Origin of the sequence: Actinomadura fibrosa (assembly GCF_900659615.1) — a bacterium.
Lineage (GTDB): Bacteria > Actinomycetota > Actinomycetes > Streptosporangiales > Streptosporangiaceae > Spirillospora > Spirillospora fibrosa.
The window spans coordinates 14,022-31,183 of sequence record NZ_CAACUY010000094.1 but is presented as its reverse complement, the minus strand read 5'-3'; the positions used below and the strand labels follow the sequence as shown (position 1 = coordinate 31,183).

Annotated in this window: 16 protein-coding genes; 11 read left to right on the top strand and 5 right to left on the bottom strand. The window is 71.3% G+C overall.

Going from position 1 to position 17,162, the window contains the following annotated elements:
* A partial coding sequence (locus E1300_RS27130; protein ID WP_131759907.1) for a PP2C family protein-serine/threonine phosphatase occupies window positions 1–1,398 on the bottom strand: 1,398 nt, incomplete at its 3' end.
* A gap of 56 nt (window positions 1,399–1,454) precedes the next feature.
* Entirely contained in the window at window positions 1,455–3,524 is a 2,070-nt protein-coding gene (locus E1300_RS27125) for an ATP-binding protein (RefSeq protein ID WP_131759906.1), read from the bottom strand.
* A gap of 244 nt (window positions 3,525–3,768) precedes the next feature.
* On the opposite strand from E1300_RS27125, the gene E1300_RS27120 reads away from it, so the two are divergent.
* Together E1300_RS27120 and E1300_RS27115 are read left to right on the top strand one after the other, a co-directional pair.
* A complete protein-coding gene (locus E1300_RS27120) occupies window positions 3,769–4,761 on the top strand; it encodes an alpha/beta hydrolase (protein ID WP_131759905.1) in 993 nt (330 codons plus the stop codon).
* A gap of 77 nt (window positions 4,762–4,838) precedes the next feature.
* On the top strand, window positions 4,839–5,333 hold the full coding sequence (locus E1300_RS27115; protein ID WP_131759904.1) for a hypothetical protein: 495 nt from the start codon (window positions 4,839–4,841) through the stop codon (window positions 5,331–5,333).
* A gap of 140 nt (window positions 5,334–5,473) precedes the next feature.
* Here E1300_RS27115 and E1300_RS27110 read toward each other — a convergent pair whose 3' ends face one another.
* Genes E1300_RS27110 through E1300_RS27100 form a run of 3 tightly spaced genes read right to left on the bottom strand, consistent with a single transcriptional unit; the run spans window position 5,474 to window position 9,715 of the window.
* Entirely contained in the window at window positions 5,474–6,655 is a 1,182-nt protein-coding gene (locus E1300_RS27110; RefSeq protein WP_207399976.1) for a cytochrome P450 family protein, read from the bottom strand.
* A 24-nt stretch (window positions 6,656–6,679) separates the two neighbouring features.
* A complete protein-coding gene (locus E1300_RS27105; protein ID WP_131759903.1) occupies window positions 6,680–7,696 on the bottom strand; it encodes a methyltransferase in 1,017 nt (338 codons plus the stop codon).
* Between the two features lie 45 nt (window positions 7,697–7,741).
* Window positions 7,742–9,715 carry a KedN5 family methylcobalamin-dependent radical SAM C-methyltransferase gene (locus E1300_RS27100; RefSeq protein WP_131759902.1) on the bottom strand — a complete coding sequence of 658 codons (1,974 nt, stop codon included), beginning with the start codon at window positions 9,713–9,715 and terminating at the stop codon, window positions 7,742–7,744.
* A gap of 275 nt (window positions 9,716–9,990) precedes the next feature.
* Between E1300_RS27100 and E1300_RS27095 the strand changes: the two genes are divergently transcribed.
* The 9 genes from E1300_RS27095 to E1300_RS27055 are packed head-to-tail and all read left to right on the top strand — an operon-like array spanning window position 9,991 to window position 17,162.
* Window positions 9,991–10,422 (top strand): cupin domain-containing protein, encoded by a 432-nt coding sequence (locus tag E1300_RS27095; protein ID WP_242619418.1) that lies wholly within the window; start codon window positions 9,991–9,993, stop codon window positions 10,420–10,422.
* Complete coding sequence (locus E1300_RS27090) at window positions 10,419–11,699, top strand: beta-ketoacyl-[acyl-carrier-protein] synthase family protein (RefSeq protein ID WP_278045388.1); 1,281 nt, start codon at window positions 10,419–10,421, stop codon at window positions 11,697–11,699. Before E1300_RS27095 ends, E1300_RS27090 begins: the two co-directional genes overlap by 4 nt.
* Complete coding sequence (locus E1300_RS27085; RefSeq protein WP_131759899.1) at window positions 11,696–12,976, top strand: ketosynthase chain-length factor; 1,281 nt, start codon at window positions 11,696–11,698, stop codon at window positions 12,974–12,976. The genes E1300_RS27090 and E1300_RS27085 overlap by 4 nt, the downstream gene beginning before the upstream one ends.
* Complete coding sequence (locus E1300_RS27080; protein WP_131759898.1) at window positions 12,954–13,217, top strand: acyl carrier protein; 264 nt, start codon at window positions 12,954–12,956, stop codon at window positions 13,215–13,217. The genes E1300_RS27085 and E1300_RS27080 overlap by 23 nt, the downstream gene beginning before the upstream one ends.
* A gap of 11 nt (window positions 13,218–13,228) precedes the next feature.
* Window positions 13,229–13,696 carry an SRPBCC family protein gene (locus tag E1300_RS27075; RefSeq protein ID WP_131759897.1) on the top strand — a complete coding sequence of 156 codons (468 nt, stop codon included), beginning with the start codon at window positions 13,229–13,231 and terminating at the stop codon, window positions 13,694–13,696.
* Window positions 13,693–14,481, top strand: coding sequence for a class I SAM-dependent methyltransferase (locus tag E1300_RS27070; RefSeq protein ID WP_131759896.1), 789 nt, complete (start codon window positions 13,693–13,695; stop codon window positions 14,479–14,481). The genes E1300_RS27075 and E1300_RS27070 overlap by 4 nt, the downstream gene beginning before the upstream one ends.
* A 19-nt stretch (window positions 14,482–14,500) precedes the next feature.
* A complete protein-coding gene (locus E1300_RS27065; protein WP_165503023.1) occupies window positions 14,501–14,839 on the top strand; it encodes a TcmI family type II polyketide cyclase in 339 nt (112 codons plus the stop codon).
* Window positions 14,840–14,895: 56 nt separating this feature from the next.
* Window positions 14,896–16,137 carry an NAD(P)/FAD-dependent oxidoreductase gene (locus E1300_RS27060; RefSeq protein ID WP_131759894.1) on the top strand — a complete coding sequence of 414 codons (1,242 nt, stop codon included), beginning with the start codon at window positions 14,896–14,898 and terminating at the stop codon, window positions 16,135–16,137.
* On the top strand, window positions 16,134–17,162 hold the full coding sequence (locus E1300_RS27055; RefSeq protein WP_207399975.1) for a methyltransferase: 1,029 nt from the start codon (window positions 16,134–16,136) through the stop codon (window positions 17,160–17,162). The genes E1300_RS27060 and E1300_RS27055 overlap by 4 nt, the downstream gene beginning before the upstream one ends.

Sequence of the window (17,162 nt, the reverse complement as noted above, 5' to 3'; positions counted from 1 at the left end):
CCGCTCGCCGCGCCGGATCCTCCGCGCCGGCGGCACCGTCACGGACCGCGCCCGCCGGACGGGCGCCCGCCGCTGCGGGCCCGTCAACCGCGCGAGCAGCAGCGTGACGTCGTCGCGGCGCTGCTCGGCGCCCAGCCGGGCCAGCACCTCGTCGCAGGTGCCCTCCAGATCACCGGACGGGCCGCCGAGCCCGGCCGCCACCTCCCGGATCCCCTCCTCCACGTCACGGCCCCGGCATTCGACGAGCCCGTCGGTGTAGAGAGCGAGGAGGCTGCCGTCGACGGCGCCGAACGTCCGCGTCCGGAAGGACGCCGCCTCCGTCCCGCCGGGCGGACCGGCGCCCACCGGCAGCCCCCGGATCGGGCGCAGCAGCCTGCCGCGCCCGTCCGGTCCGACGAGCACCGGCGGCACATGTCCCGCGCTCGCCACCCGGCACTTGCGCGCCACCGGGTCGTACACCGCGTACACGCACGTCACCAGGAACTCGTCGTCGCCGCCGTACTCCTCGGCCAGCCCCCGGACGAGCAGGTCGAACCGGCGCAGCAGCTCGCCCGGCGCGAGCCCGAGGGACGCCAGCGTCCGCACCATGGCCTTGCACTGGCCCATCCGGACCGCCGCGTCCGGCCCGTGCCCCGCCACGTCCCCGACGAACAGCGCCGTCCGCCCGTCCGGCAGGTTGAGCACGTCGAACCAGTCGCCGCCGAGCCGCCACGCCCCGTCCGCCTCGTACGGCAGGTAGCGGTAGCCCACCTCCAGCCCCGGGGTGCGCGCGGGCAGCTCCGGCCCGGTCTCCCGCCACAGCTCGTACGCCAGCCGGTTCACGTGCCGCCGCCAGCGGGCCTCGCGGACGTCCCGCGCCGTCCACACCGCCAGCTCCTCGATCATCTCGATCTCGGCCGCGGTCCACGCGGGCCGCGACGGCTCGCCGACGAGCAGCGCGTTCCCGAACAGCCGCCCGGCGCCCGCCAGCGGCAGCATCAGCAGCGACCGGCCGGTCAGCGCGCCGGCCAGCCCGGGCACGCCGAGCTGCGACGCGAGGTGGTCGGCGACCGCGCCGTCCACGCGCGGGATGTGGACGGTCTCGCCGCGCTCCAGCGCGACGTGCACGGGACTGTCGGGCGTCCACCGCAGGACGCCGCCCTGCGGCATCAGCCCGCCGAGCCGGTACGACGCCGTGACGTCCAGCGAGACGACCCGGCGCAGCGGCACGGCCCCGGGCAGGCCGCCCGCGGAGGCGTGCGGCGACTCCTCCGCGAGGTGCACCGCGACGAAGTCGGCCCGCCGCGGCACGACGGCCGCGGCGAACCGCCGGGCGGGTTCGGACGAGTCGTCCACCGCGCGGGAAGGGGGACGGACATGGACGGGCCGCACGGCCGTGCGGGGGTCTCGGTCGGGCATCGGCTACTCCGGCTCGGGACGGGACGACGCGGGGAGCGCCCAAACCGCCGGAACGGTCACGGGGGCGGAAGCGGGGGCCGGGAGGGCGGTGGCGGGTCCGCGGTGCCGAGCGCGTAGTCGATGCCGTGGTCGATGGCCAGCTCGCGTCCCTCCCGGAGCGCCGCCTCGTACGCCGCGTCGCCGAGCATCGCCCGCGCCGTCCGCTCGCACCGCACGCGCCGGGCCGCGAAGTCGGGCGAGCCGAACTGCGGCAGCCCGAACGTCCGCCACACGTGCTCGGCGAACCCGAGCAGCCGCGCGCCGCGGACCCCGTCGCCGCCCGCCGCCGCGGCCGCGGCGAGCACGTCCAGCGCGAGCGCGAGGCCGAGGCTGTCGGACAGCACCGTCTTGAACCGCAGCGACTCCCGGCCGTGCCGGACCGCGGCGGCGACGTCCCCGCGGCCCAGCTCGGCGAGCCCGAGCATGCAGTCGACGAAGGAGCGCACCCACCGCTCGCCGTGCCGGTCGCACAGGCCCTGGCACTCCTCCAGCACCTTCACCGACCGGTCGAACTCGCCCCGCATCGAGTGCACCATCCCGTGCACCAGCAGGACGAACATCAGCCCGGTGCCCTCGTCCCCGCCCCGCCGATGCAGCTCGGCGGACTCCTCCAGCAGATCCAGCGCCCGCCGGTGGTCGCCGCGCAGCATCGCGATGGCGCCGGTGAGGTAGCCGATGTGCCCGGCCGCGAGGACGTCCCCGTCCCCGACGCGGGCGCGGTACCGCTCGGTGAGCGCCTCCGCCGCCACCAGGTCGCCCTGCGTCGCGGCGATGCGCGCGCAGGCCCACAGCGCCTTCACGGACGCCGGACCGTCCGGGCCGTCCAGAGCCCGGTCGAGGTAGTGCCGGCCCTCACTGATCAGCCCCGCCGGAACCCAGAAGTAGTAGAGGCCGCCCGCGAGCCGGAGCCCGGCGTCGCGCAGGCGGGACTCGGCGAGCCCGGCCGGCTCGGCGAGCCCGGCCTCCAGCGCGGCCCGGAGGTCGGGGTGCGCGCGCTGCATCCGCCCCCACCACTCCACCTGGTCGGGACCGCACCAGGCCGCCTCGCACCGCTCGGCCAGCGCCAGATGGTGGTCGAGATGCCGCCGCTGCAACGCGTCCCGCTCGCCGGCGGCCTCCAGCCACTGCGCCCCGTACTCGCGCAGCGTGTCCAGCAGCCGGTACCCGGCGGGGCCTCCGGAGAGCACCGACTTCTCCGCGAGGCGGTCGAGCAGGCCCGGGATCTCCCCGGCGGCCAGCCGGTCGTCGGCGCACACCGCCGCCGCCGTGTCCGCGTCGAACGTCCCGGCGAACACCGACAGCCGCCCCCACAGCAGCCGCTCCGCCGGACGGCACAGCTCGTGGCTCCATCCGATCGCCGTCCGCAGCGCGCCGTGCCGGGGGAGCCCCGTGCCGGCGTCGTCGTCCGCCAGGAGCGCGAACCGCTCGTCCAGCCGCTCGACGATCCGCTCCACCGGCAGCACGGGCACCCACACCGCCGCGAGCTCGATCGCCAGCGGGATCCCGTCCAGCCTCCGGCACAGCCGCTCGACCGCCTCCCGGTTGCCCGCGCCGAGCGCGAACCCCGCGTCGGCGGCCACGGCACGCTCCACGAACAGCTCCACGGAGTCGCACGGACGCTCCGGCTCGTCCGGAAGCGGCAGCGGCGGCACCACGAGGACCTTCTCGCCCGCCACGTCCAGCGGCTGCCTGCTCGTGGCGATCACCCGCAGGCCCGGGGCGGCGCCGAGCAGCACCTCGGCCAGCAGCGCGCACGCGTCGAGCACGTGCTCGCAGTTGTCCAGGACGAGCAGCAGGCGCCGCGCCGCCAGGTAGTCGACGAGCACGTCCACCGCCGGACGGGCCGTCTGGTCCTGGAGGCCGAGCGCCTGGGCCACGACATGGCAGACGAGGCCGCCGTCCTCCAGACCGGACAGTTCGGTCAGCCAGACGCCGTCCGGAAACCGGTCGCGCGCCCGGTCGGCCGCGCGCAGCGCCGTCCGGGTCTTGCCGACCCCGCCGACCCCGGTCACCGTCAGCAGGCGCGCGTTCTCCAGCGATCGCCCGATCTCGGCCAGCTCATGGCGGCGTCCGACGAAACTCGACATCTCCGCGGGAAGATTGCCGACTCTTCCGTCCATTCCGCACCGCGCGATCTCCGACACGATCCCTCCCGGCGGCGTTGGCACTCAAAGCGTAGACCGAAAAAGGCGTTCGCGAGAGGACAATCGAAACTCCCTCTCATCGATCATTAATTCCGACAAGCCGGGCATTCTGCGTAAAGCGTCAACATTTCCCGATCATCGGGAGAACGGCGCTACGATCCCGCCGTCGAATCGAGCAGGAGACGCCATGTGGAAATCGATCGCCGCAATTCTGATCACCCTGGCCGCCGCCGCGGCCCCCGCCCCACCGGCCCACGCCGCCCCCGGCACCTGCGAGACGGTGAAGATCCCCGTCGCCCTCGCCCCAGGCCAGCCCTCGAACCAGACCGTCTCAGGCACCCTGTGCGTGCCGAGCAACGACACCACACGAGTGGACGTCCTGGTCCACGGCGGCACGTACAACTCCACCTACTGGAAATGGCCCGACGACAGGTACTCCTACGTCAAGAAGACCACTGACGCCGGACGAGCCGCCTTCGCCTACGACCGTCCCGGTACCGGATCGAGCAGCCGCCCGCCCAGCACGTCCCTCACCGTGGCCGCCGACGTCAACGTCCTCCACCAGATCGTCCAATGGCTAAGGGCCAGGAACCTCACCCAGATCACCACGATCGGCCATTCCCTCGGCTCCATGATCGTCATCGCCGAGGCCGCCGACCACGGCGACATCGACCGCCTCGTGGTCACCGGCATCACCCACCCGCCCGCCATCGCCCCCGGCGCGGCCCTCCTGATCGGCAGCTTCTACACCGCCGCCCTCGACCCCCACTTCCCCCTGGCCGACCTCGGCTACCTGACCACGGAACCCGGCACCCGAGCGGCCTCCTTCTACTACGCCGCCGACCCCGACGTCATCGCCTACGACGAAGCCCACAAGGACGTCATGGCGGCCACCGAGCTCACCGACGCCGCCGCCCGCCTCGTCCTCCCACCCCTCCTGAACGACACCGCCCGCGTCCGCGTCCCCGTCCTCGTCGTCATCGGCGAGAAGGACTCCAGCATCTGCGGCGCCCTCTTCACCTGCACCCCCGGCAACGTCCGCGCCAACGAATCCCTCTACTACACCGCCGCCCCCACCCTGACCGCCGACACCATCCCCAACACCGGCCACTCCCTGCCCCTCCACCCCACCGCGGACAGATCGTTCAACGACATAAACGCCTGGATCAACACCCACTAATCACCGCACAAGCAACCTTGTCTTCTGGAACGCCCAGTTGTTCAATACGGGGCGAGGAACCGCCCCAAGGAGGAGCAATGGACCCGGACGAGGTGGCACGGCGCATCCAGGAACGCCTCGTAGCGCAGGGCTACACCCTGGAACCGGCGACGATCGCCGGCCTCCCGTCCCACGTCGCGCGCAAGAAGTTCATGCACTGGCCGACCCTCTCGTCCCTGCACACCTTCATCGCGATAGGACGAGCCCAGGGCGGCAACCCCCTCCCGTACACCTCCGCGGTCCTCGACTACGCGGTGACCAACAAGACCGGCCTACCCCCGGGCCTACAGACCGGCGTCCTGGCGACGGCCTTCCTCGTCGTCCCCACCGTGGACCAGGCAAGCGTCGAAGCCGTCCGCCAAAGCTCACCCCCCAAACGCTGGGCCGCCATGAGCTCGGCCGTCCTGGTCGACGCGTCCACGAACACGTACTTCACCTACCAGGGCCGCCGAGTAATAGGCGCCGCCTACACCCGAATCTTCACCAAAACCCTGACCCAAACAACAGAGAACCTCCTAACTCCAGCCCGCTAGCCGTCAGGCGAAAGAAGACGCACACCTATATGGAATGCCGTCTGCGCGTCCGTTGAAGCCATACGACTGCGCCATCCAACCCCGGAAGCACGAACAGCACGGACGCCGACTCCGCCACGTGGTGCCGGCGCACGGTCGGGTTACGGTCCCGAAGCGGTGAAGACGACGGGCAACCCCGTCACCCCGTGCAGCGCGGAGTGCGGCCGGCGAGTGATCTGCTCCGCGGGGACCGCGAGCCGGATGTCGGGGAATCGGGTGAACAGCGTGCTGAGTGCGATCTGTCCTTCGAGCCGGGCGAGCGGCGCGCCGATGCAGTGATGCAGCCCGTGCCCGAAGGTGAGGTGCGGGTTGGGGCTGCGTGCGAAGTCCAGGTCGCCGCCGTCGGGGAACACCGACGGGTCGCTGTGCGCCGCTTCGAGATCGAGGACGATCTGATCCCCGCGGCGGATGGGCGTGCCGGCGACGGTCGTGTCCTGATTGGCGAAGCGCATGTTCACCAGGCTCGGCCCGTCGTGCCTGAGCAGTTCGTCGACGGCGGTGCGCAGCAGGGCCGGGTCCGTGCGCAGTGCGGCGGCCCTGGCCGGGTCTCGGAGGAGCGTCAGGGCCGCGTTGCCGATGAAGTTCGCGGTGGTGTCGTAGCCGGCGTGCAAGAGCAGCCGGCCGTTGGCGACCACCTCGTCGTAGGTGAGCCGGTCCTCGTCCTCGTGGGCGGCGAGGAGCCCGGTGAGCAGGTCGTCGCCTGGGGAGTCGCGCTTGGCCGACACGAGGCCGTGGATGTACTGCCAGAGCCGGTCGGCGGCCTCGGCCGCGTCGGCGGAGACCTGCCCGGGACGGAACATGGTGTCGGCCCAGTGCCGGAAGTCGGCCCGGTCATCGGCGGGAACGCCGAGGAGTTCGCAGATGACGGCCATGGGCAGCGGGAAGGCGAGTTGCCTCACCAGGTCGGCGTGTCCGTCCGCGGCGAACGAGTCCAGCAGAGCGTCGGTGATCTGCTGCACCCGGGGCCGGAGCGCCTGGACGCGACGGGTGGTGAACGCGCCCATGATGAGCCGCCGGAGCCGGGTGTGCTCGGGTGGTTCGGTCCCCAGGACCGTGTTGGTGAACAGCCCCCCGGCCGGCGGGGGGAAGCCGTTCTCGACCGCCCAGGTCGTCGCGTGGCTGAAGGACCCGTCCGCCAGGCACGCCCGGACGTCCGCGTAGCGGGACAGGATCCAGACGGCCTTGCCCGCCACGCTGACCCGGCGCGGCGGGCCGGGTGTCCCCAGTTCCTCCGGCAGCTCGTTCGGCGGGATCATGAAGGGTGCGCGCGGTCTCCTGGGCATCTCGCTGGTCATGGCGCCGCCGGTTCAGACGGGGACGGCTTCCAGGAGGCCCTCGGCGGGCGTCTCCGGCGGCGCGGTGGAGGGGTGCACGCCGCTGACCCGGAAGCCGGACCGTTCGAGAAGGTCCCGGTACTCCTCCTCGGTGCGCTCCCGGCCGCCGTTGAGCAGGAGCATGTAGAAGTCGAGGTACACCGTCATCGCGGCACGCCTCCGGAAGTCCGGTTCCATGAGCCGCTCGGCGACGAGCAGGCGCGCTGAGTCGGGCATGGCCGCGCGGATGTTCTTCAGGACGGTGAGCGTCGCCTCGTCGCTCCAGTTGTGCAGGGTTCGGGTGACCAGGTAGACGTCGCCGCCGGTCGGGATGGAGTCGAAGAAGCTGCCGCCGACCAGCTCGCAGCGGTCGGCCACGTCCTCGTCGATCAGCTCTTCGGCGAGCTTGATCGCGTGCGGCTGGTCGAACAGCACGCCGCGCAGTGCGGGGTGGTCGCGCAGGATGCCTGTGAGCACGTAGCCGTACCCGCCGGCGACGTCGACGACCGTGCCTTCCGCCGGGAACCCGTACCGGCTCATCATCTCCCGGACGTGCGGGGAGCCTCCGATGTGGAGCTGATACTTGTCCTCGGGCCGGTTGAAGAAGGGCGTGCCGTGCACCTTCTCGTACGCGGGAAGCCCGGTCCGCACGGTGTGCATGATCTCGCTCATGATCGGTCCGTTCCGCTCGACGCTGCGGATGAGCGAGGCCTTGCGGGACTGCGGGGCGTCCTCGCGCAACTGCCGGCCGGCCGCCGTCAGCGCGAAGTGCCGGCCCGGGGATTCGGTGAAGACGCCGAGGTACACGCCGGTGCGCAGGAGTTGCAGCAGCGCGTCCGGATGCGCGGACACCTTCTCCGCCAGGCTCGTCACGTCACTCGGCGCGTCCGACATCTCGTCGGCGACGCCCAGCCGGGCCAGGGCGTAGCCGACATGGGTGAACAGGCCGCCGGTGAGCATGATCATGATCGGGTCGGGGATGTCGGCCTTGGCCGCGGGGTCGTCGGGCATGGCGAACGCGTCCTCTCGCTCGTGGCTGGTCGATCCGGAACGGCCTCAGCCGCAACTGCTGTCGCGCAGGAGGGTGGTGTACGGGCCGTCGCCGCGCTCCGGCCGGAATTCCTCGTCGGTGAACAGGTCGGTCTTCGGCCGGCCCATGAAGTGCACGATCTCCTCGCTGTTCGTCGTGGTGGTGAACTGCTCCACGCCGAGCCGGTAGTAGAGGTCGACGGAGGTCCTGGCAGGCCGCAGGTCAGGCTCCTCCTTGGCGCGGAGCCGGGACAGGATCGCCGGGACGTCGTACTCGAGGGCGATGTCGGCGCGCACCGCGTACTCGTCGGCGCCCACGCGGATCGGGGTCACCTCGGCGGGCGTCCGCCCGTCCTCCATGCGGTAGATCGGCTGGGTGAGCAGGTCGTAGCGGAAGATCTCCCGCACGACCGGCAACCGGTCGGCGGGCAGCAGCGGCTCGATCGACTCGGTCCACCAGCGCTCGAGCATCCGCTTGGCGTCCGGCTCGCGGTACAGGTAGTCGATCGCCGCGCCCGGCGTCTCGGTGCCGATCCCCACCATGCCCTGGAGCGGGACCGCGGCCTCGTCGTCGGTGCTGGAGATCCACTCGTCCAGGTTGCGCAGCACCTGGGACTGGGTGAGCTCGGCCAGTCCGCGCAGCCCGATCCAGGTGTGGCGGAGCACCGCGGCGTCGGCCAGTACCCGGCTCCAGAACAGGAACCGCTGCATCCGCTGGTTGTCGGCCATCGTCATGGTGTTGTGCGCGAGCACGTATTCGAAGTCGTCGTTGTCGCCGCGCACCGACACGATGCCGAACTGCTCGCGCTTCTCGGTGTACTCGGTATTGGGCAGGAGCAGGATCGGGTAGACCGCGATCCGCGAGACGTACTGCGACAGGCGGTCATAGCCGGCCAGGAAGGTCTCGACCGTCTCGCCGGGGGCGCCCCAGATCAGCTCGGCGTAGCATTCGAGCTCCTCGGCGCCGAGCCAGGCGACCAGGTCCTCCCACTCGTTGACCTTCATGTTCTTCCGGTTCATCAGCCGCAGGGTCTCGTCGTTCAGTGTCTGCAGGGCCAGCGTGAACGAGCTGCGCAGCCCGGCGTCCTTCATCTTCCGGACGATGCTGTAGAAGACCTTCGACTTGTTCTTCGCCCAGGAGCTCTCAAGGGCGCGCGGATAGCCGGTGCGTTCGCGGATCTCGATGACGTCGTCGACGAATTCCTCGTCGATCGGCATCAGCCCGAAGTTCGCGTCGCACAGGCAGATCGTGTGGACCTTCAGGCTGGCGTACAGCTCCAGTTCCCGGCGGAGCCGTTCGCGGGAGAACGCCCGGATCCGCTGGCCGACCGCGCCGCCCCAGTAGCAGAAGGAGCACTTGTACGGGCAGCCGCGGTTGGTCTCCATCAGCGCGACGTCGTAGCGGAAGGAGCCGTCGGGTCTGGTGAGTTCGACGGCGCCGGAGAGGGCGGGGGAGGGGATGATGTCGAGGTCGTCGATCCGATCCCGGGGATCCGTGGTGACCACGGCGCCGAGGCGGTCCCGGAAGGAGATCCCCTTGACGTTCCCCAGATCGCGCGGGGACCCTCCGGCGAGCCGCTGGGTCAGCAGCTCACGGAACGCCAGCTCGCCCTCGCCGTTGACGATGACGTCGACCGCGGGGAACATCGCGAACGAGCGTTCGCCCTGGTTCGCGACGTGCGTGCCGCCGAAGACCACCCAGCCTTCGGGGTTGAGCTGCCTGAAGGTCTCGGCCAGCGCCCCGAAGGTGCGGTAGTTCCACCCCAGCACCGAGCACGCGAGAACGTCCGGCGGTCCGTCGGTGAAGATGTCGTTGGCCATCTGGGTGAGCGTCGTGCCGCCGCGGTAGTTGAAGATCGTGATCTCGGCGGATTCGCGGACCGTCGCGTCGGCGAGTGCCGCGGCCTTCAGATAGCCGGAGGCGAGCGGCATCGATTCGAGCGGCATATCCCAGATGCCTTGTTGTACGAGGAAGACGGATAGTTTCCCGGAGCGGCCCATCGTGATGGCTCCCTCGGTCGCGGACTTCGCTGTCCGTGACCGTCGCAACAGTTTCTCGCGGCGCTCTAGCGCCCAACTGGTGTTCGGCCGCTCACGCCTCGCTCGGAGGCCCTCCGCGCGTTCGCGCGACCGCCGTTGACGGCCGTCCGGGCCGCGAATGGATCCTTCGGCCCACCCGCCACGGCTAGCGCCGCTCGACAAAGCCGCTATCGCGTCCTCCCACGATGAGGCTGCGAAGCCGGGGCAGCCGGACGGACCGCACTAAGGAGCACAGGGTGGGCGCTGTGACCATCGCCAAGGTCGCGATCGACGATGTCGCGGTGAACCGGCGCCGCGGCGGGGAGATCCGGGTTCTGCTCAGCCCGAAGACCGCCGGCGCGACGTCGGGCTTCTTCGGAGTGCTGACCCTGGGGGCCGGCGAGTTCGTCGCCGAGCACTACCACCCCTACTCCGAGGAGTTCGTCTACGTCAGCGAGGGCGAGCTGCTGGTCCTGCTGGACGGCAGCCAGGAGATCGTCCTGCGGACCGGCGAAGGGCTGATGGTCCCCATCGGGATGCGGCACCGGGTCACGAACCGCGCCGGGACGCGGGCCGTCGCGGTGTTCCATCTCAGCCCGCTCGCACCCAGACCCGAGCTCGGCCATGTCGACACCGAGCAGGTGCCCGCCGCGGTCGAGCCGCACCCCGAGATCGGCGGTTCGGCGTGAGGGTCGGGCGGCCCCGCAGGACGCCGGTCGCCATCACCGGGATGGGGGTGGTGGCCCCGGGGGGCCTCGGTGTCAAGGGGTTCTGGGAACTGCTCACGGCAGGCCGCACCGCGACCCGGGAGATCTCGCTCTTCGACGCCTCGGGCTTCCGGTCCAGGATCGCGGCGGAATGCGAGTTCGACCCTCGCCAGGAGGGGCTGAGCCCGCGCGAGATCCGGCGCATGGACCGGGTGGCGCAGTTCGCCGTCGTCTGTACCCGCGACGCTCTCGGCGACAGCGGCCTCGATCTCGCCGCGGTGCCGCCGGAGCGGATCGGCGTGAGCATCGGCAGCGCCGTGGGCTGCACCATGCGGCTGGAGGAGGAGTACGTCGTCCTCAGTGACGGGGGACGGGAGTGGCTCGTCGACCCGGCCTACGCGGTGCCGCACGCCTACGACTACATGGTGCCCAGCACGATCGCGGCCGAGACGGCGGGCGTGTGCGGGGCCGAGGGGCCCGTCGCGCTGATCTCGACCGGGTGCACGGCCGGCCTCGACGCGGTCGGGCACGCGGTACGGCTGCTGCAGGAGGGCTCGGCCGACGTCATGGTGGCCGGGGCCGCCGAGGCGCCGATCTCACCGATCACCTCGGCGTGCTTCGACGCGATCAAGGCGACCTCGCCGGACAACGACGATCCGGCCGGCGCGTCCCGGCCGTTCGACCTCGACCGCCACGGGTTCGTGCTCGGCGAGGGGGCGGCGGTCTTGGTCCTCGAACGGCTCGACGACGCGCGGCGGCGCAGCGCCCGCGTCTACGCCGAGATCATCGGCTTCGCCAGCCGCAGCAACGCCTTCCACATGACCGGCCTGAAGCCGGACGGCCGCGAGATGGCGGAGGCGATCCGCGCCGCCATGGATCTCGCCCGGATCGGCCCGGACGACATCGGCTACATCAACGCCCACGGGTCCGGTACCAAGCAGAACGACCGGCACGAGACGGCCGCCTTCAAGCGGAGCCTGGGCGCCCGCGCCTACGAGGTCCCGGTCAGCTCCGTCAAGTCGATGATCGGCCATTCGCTGGGCGCGATCGGCTCGATCGAGATCGCGGCCAGCGCGCTGGCCCTGGAGCAGCAGGTCGTTCCGCCCACCGCCAACCTGCACACCCCGGACCCGGAGTGCGACCTGGACTACGTCCCGCTGAGCGCCCGGGACCACGCGATGGAGGTCGTCCTCAGCGTGGGCAGCGGGTTCGGCGGGTTCCAGTCGGCGATGCTGCTGGCCAAGGGCGGCACCACATGACGGGCACGGTCGTCGTCACCGGGCTCGGGGTGATCGCCCCTGGCGGTGACGACACGGAGGCGTTCTGGCGGACCCTGCTCGCCGGCCGCCGGTCCATCGGGCGGATCGACCGCTTCGCCCCCGACCGCTACAGGACGAGGCTGGCCGGCCAGGTCCACGGCTTCCACGCGAAGGAGCGGGTCGGCAGCCGGGTGGCCGTGCAGACCGACCTGTTCACCCAGTTCGGGCTGGCCGCCTCCGACATGGCGCTGGCGGACGCCGGCCTGGACATGGCGGCAGTGCCGGAGTACGAGCGGGCGGTGGTCGTCGCGAGTTCGTCGGGCGGCACCGAGTTCGGCCAGCGCGAGATCGAACGGCTGTGGCGGAACGGTCCGGACCATGTGGGCGCCTACCAGTCCATCGCCTGGTTCTACGCGGCGACCACCGGCCAGGTCTCCATCCGACACGGCATGCGGGGTCCCTGCGGGGTCATCTGCGCCGAGCAGGCCGGGGCCCTGGACGCCGTCGGCCAGGCCCGCCGGCTGATACGGGACGGGGCGCGGGCGGCGCTGACCGGCGGCACCGACGCGTCGCTGTGCCCGTACGGGCTCACCGCGCAGCTCGCCGCCGGCCGCCTCTACCAGGGCGACGACCCGGCGCGCGCCTACCGGCCGTTCGCCGCCGACACCGCCGGTTTCGTGCCCGGCGAGGGCGGCGCGATCCTGGTCGTGGAGGACGCGGCGGCGGCCGCCGAGCGCGGCGCGCGGCAGTACGGCACCGTCGCCGGTTACGCGGCGACCTTCGATCCGCGCCCCGATTCCGGCCGGGAGCCGGGGCTGCGCCGGGCCGCCGAGCTCGCACTGGCCGACGCCGGCCGCGCCCCGGGCGACGTCGACGTCGTCTTCGCCGACGCGGCCGGGGTGCGGGAGCTCGACCGGATCGAGGCGGCGGCGCTGACCGCGCTCTTCGAGCCGTACGGGGTGCCGGTGACCGCCCCCAAGACGATGACCGGCCGGCTGTACGCGGGCGGTGCGGCTCTCGACCTGGTCAGTGCCCTGCTGGCCGTTCGGGACGGCGTCGTGCCGCCCACCGTCGGGATCGGCCGGCCCGCCGCGGACGGCCGTCTCGACCTCGTGCTCGACCATCCGCGTCGCCTCGCGGTACGGACCGTCCTGGTGCTCGCCCGGGGATTCGGCGGCTTCAACGCCGCGGTCGTCGTGACGGCACCCGACGCGGCGCACGCCCGTGCGCCGCAGCCCAGCGAAGGAGCCGACCATGCGTCAATTCACCGTCGATGACCTCGAACGACTGTTGCGCGCGTCCGGCGGTGGGGACGAGCACATGGACTTCTCCGAAGACATTCTCGACGAGGAGTTCTCCGAACTCGGCTACGACTCCCTTGCGATTCTTGAGATGTCCGCGCTCATCAAACGGGAATTCGGCGTCGAGCTGGCGGACGAGGAAGTCGCCGAACTCCAGACCCCGCGGCAGGCGATAGATCTCGTGAACCAGCGAGCCGCCGAAGTCCCGATCACCTGAAAGGGGTGACCATGCCCGGCCATGTCGAGAACAGCATCGTCATCGACGCCCCGTTCGACCTCGTGTGGGAGATGACCAATGACGTCGAATCGTGGCCCGACCTGTTCAGCGAATACTCGGCCGCGGAGATCCTGACGCGCGAGGGCGACACCGTCCGCTTCCGGCTGACCATGCATCCGGACGAGGACGGGAACGTGTGGAGCTGGGTCTCCGAACGCACTCCCGACGTCGAGACCCGGACGGTGCGCGCGCATCGCCTGCCGCCGGGGCCCTTCGAGTACATGCACATCAACTGGTCCTATGAGGCCGTCCCGTCCGGTGGTGTCCGGATGACGTGGATCCAGGACTTCCACATGCGGCCCGAGGCGCCGGTCGACGACGCCGCGATGGAGGCCCGGCTCAACGCCGGCACCAAGGTCCAGATGCCGCTGATCAAGGAGCGCGTCGAGAGCGCCGCGCACGCCCGGAGCGACCGGTGACCGGCGCGGCCGGTGCCCGCGAGGCCCCGTGGGGCTGGAACGCCGACTCCTGGGCCTCGTTCCAGGAGGACCAGACACGCGGACTGATCGAGGCGACCCTCGACGCGCTGGCGGTCGGCGAGGGCACGCGGCTCCTGGACGTCGGCTGCGGCTCCGGCCTCGGCCTGGCCCTCGCGCTCGGCCGCGGGGCGAAGGTCTCCGGCACCGACGTCTCGGCCGACCTGCTGGAGGTCGCGGCCCGCCGTCTCCCGCACGGCACCGACCTGCCGCTCGGAGATCTGGAGGACTTGCCGTTCGCGGCAGAGGTCTTCGACGTCGTCATGTCCTTCAACGCGTTGCGGTACGCGGCCGATCCGGTCCGCGCGATCAAGGAGTTCGTCCGCGTCGTCCGGTCCGGTGGACGGATCGCGATCGGCGGCTGGGGCGAGGTGGAGCAGTGCCAGACCACCGCCTTCCTGCTGGCGGTGCGCGACCTGTATCCGGCGGCGCCCCAGGGCGCGCACGCCAAGTCCGCGAACCGTCCCGAGCAGGTGCGGGCGGCGATGCGCGGGGCCGGCCTGCGGCTGACGGACGCCGGCAAGGTCGCGTGCCCCTTCGTCTATCCCAACATCGACATCGCCTGGCGGGCGCTGGCGGCGACACAGCTCATCCAGGGAGCGATCGCCCTCCATGACGAGGCGACCGTGCACCGCGTCTTCGACCGGCACTTCGCGCAGTCGGTGCAGGCGGACGGGACGGTCCGCCATGAGAACACCTTCGAGTACACCATCGGCCTCCCGGAATAGTCGAAGTGGAGGGGAACGCATGTTCACCAGCCTGATCGTCACCAATTTCGTGCCCGGTTCCGAGGGGAAGATCGCGCGACTCTTCTCCGAGTCCGACAGCACGGAACTCCCCGCTCTCATCGGCGTGCAGCGTCGCAGGCTCTACACCATCCGCGACGTCTACATCCACCTCGTGGAGGCGGACCGCCCGATTTCAGAGGGTCTGGAGAAGCATCACGGAAACCCGCTCTTCCAGCAGATCAGCAGGGATCTCGACGAGTACATCCTCCCCTTCGAAGGCAAATGGGGCTCAGTGCACCAGGCCTCGGCCCAGCAGTTCTACCACTGGGAACGCGGACGTGGCGTGATCCAGCCCTGACCACCGCACCAATCCGGCAGTTCTCCCGCAGCAGAGCAGTAGAAAGGTGTCTCGCAATGAAGCAGGTCAACTCCGAATACGATGTCGTGGTGGTGGGCGGCGGCCCGGCCGGCTCCGCGGCCGCCGGGCTGCTGGCGCTCGACGGGCACAGCGTTCTGCTCGTCGAGCGGGAGAAGTTCCCGCGCTACCACATCGGCGAGTCGCTGATCACCGGCATCTGGCCGACGATCAACCGGCTCGGCCTGCACGACAGGCTTGAGGCGATGGGCTTCCAGCGCAAGTACGGCGGCAGTCTGCGGTGGGGCCAGGGTCCGTTGAAGCCCTGGTCGTTCAAGTTCTCCGAGACCGGTGACGGCAAGTACGACCACGCGTTCCAGGTGCGCCGCGCCGACTTCGACATGATGCTGCTCCAGCACGCGCGCGAGCTCGGAGTCCACGTGGTGGAGGACGCCACGGTCAGGGAGCCCGTAGCGGACGGCGAGCGGGTGACCGGGCTGCGGTACCGGATCCGCGGCGAGGACGCCGACATCGAGGTGGCCTCGCGGATGGTGATCGACGCCAGCGGGCAGCAGCGGTGGCTCGGCCGCCACTTCGACATCGTCGGATGGCACGAGGACCTGCGCAACATCGCGGCCTGGAGCTACTACCAGGGCTGTGGCCGCTACGAGGGCGAGCTGGCGGGGAACATCCTCACCGAGAACATGCCGCACGGGTGGCTCTGGTTCATCCCGCTGAGCGACGGCACCACCAGCATCGGGTACGTGACGCTCAGCTCGGAGCTCGCCGTCAGCGGGCTCAGCCCGGAGCAGATGCTGGAGCGGCAGATCTCGGAGTCCTCCGAGGTCAAGCGGCTGACCGAGGACGCCACCCGGGTGAGCGGCTACCGCACGGCACGCGACTGGAGCTATGTCTGCGACCGCTTCTCCGGCCCCGGCTGGATCCTGTGCGGCGACGCCGCCGCGTTCATCGATCCGCTGCTGTCGACCGGGGTCACCCTGGCGATGCGCGGCGCGAGCACGGTCGAGCGCGCGGTCCACGCCGCCTTGGTCGAGCCGGACAGCGAGGCGCGGGTCTTCAAGGAGTACGAGGACTCCTACCGGTCGTTCCTGTCCGCCCTGCTGGAGTTCGTGCGCTTCTTCTACGACCGGACGAAGAGCCGCGAGGAGTACCACAAGGGCGCGCAGGCGATCATCGACCCGCAGCAGCACTTCCCGGCCCACGTCGACTTCGTCACCCTCGTGTCCGGTCTGGCGCGCGGCGACGACACCGCCGACGAGGCGATGGAGCCGACCCGATGAGCGCCACCGCCGCCTCCGCCGACGCGACCCGGGTGCGCGAACTCGCCATGAGCCTGGGCTTCGCCGCGCAGCTCCGCGCCGTCACGAAGCTCGGTGTCGCCGACGCGCTCGGCGACAGCGCGATGACCGCGACCGAGCTCGCCGCCGCCGTCGACGCCGACGCGCCGACCCTCGACCGGCTCATGCGCGCGCTGACCGCGCACGGCGTGTTCACCGAGGTGTCGCTCGGCCGCTACGAGCACTCGGGACTGTCCCGGCTGCTGCGCGAGGACTCCCCGCGCAGCATGCGGTACATGGTGCTGTGGGCCAGCGCACCCTGGACCTGGGAGGCCTGGCCGTGCCTGGACGACGCCGTGCGCTCCGGCAAGGCCGTGTTCCCCGACATCTACGGGCAGGAGTTCTTCGAGCACCTGAAGGAGACCGACCCGCGGTCGGCCGAGGTCTTCAACCGGGCCATGACGCAGTCCAGCCGGCTCACCTCCGATCTGGTCGCCGCGGCCCTCGACCTGGGGGACGCGCGGACGGTCGCCGACGTCGGCGGCGGCGAGGGACATCTCCTCGCCACGCTGCTGCGGCGTGATCCAGGCCTGCGCGGGACGCTCGTCGACCTTCCGGAGGTCGTCGGCGGCGCACTGGCCGAGCTCCGCGACGGCGGCGAACTCGCCGACCGCTGCCGGATCGTCGGGGGCGACTGCCGGGAGGGCGTCCCGGCCGGCTCGGACCTCTACATCTTCAAGAACGTCCTGGAATGGGACGACGAGAGCTCGCTCGCCGCGCTGCGGAACACCGCGCGGGCCGCCGGGCCGGGCGGACGCGTGGTCCTCGTGCAGAACCTGATCGAGGACAGCTCGGAGTTCAAGGTCACCACGACGATGGACCTGTTCCTGCTCCTCAACGTCGGCGGCCGCAAGCACACGCGGGACAGCCTGACCGGCCTGTTCGAGCAGTCCGGGCTCAAGCTCACCGGCGTCGAGCAGGTGCCGGGCACGAGCCTGCACGTCGTCACCGCCGCGGTGGTGCGGTGA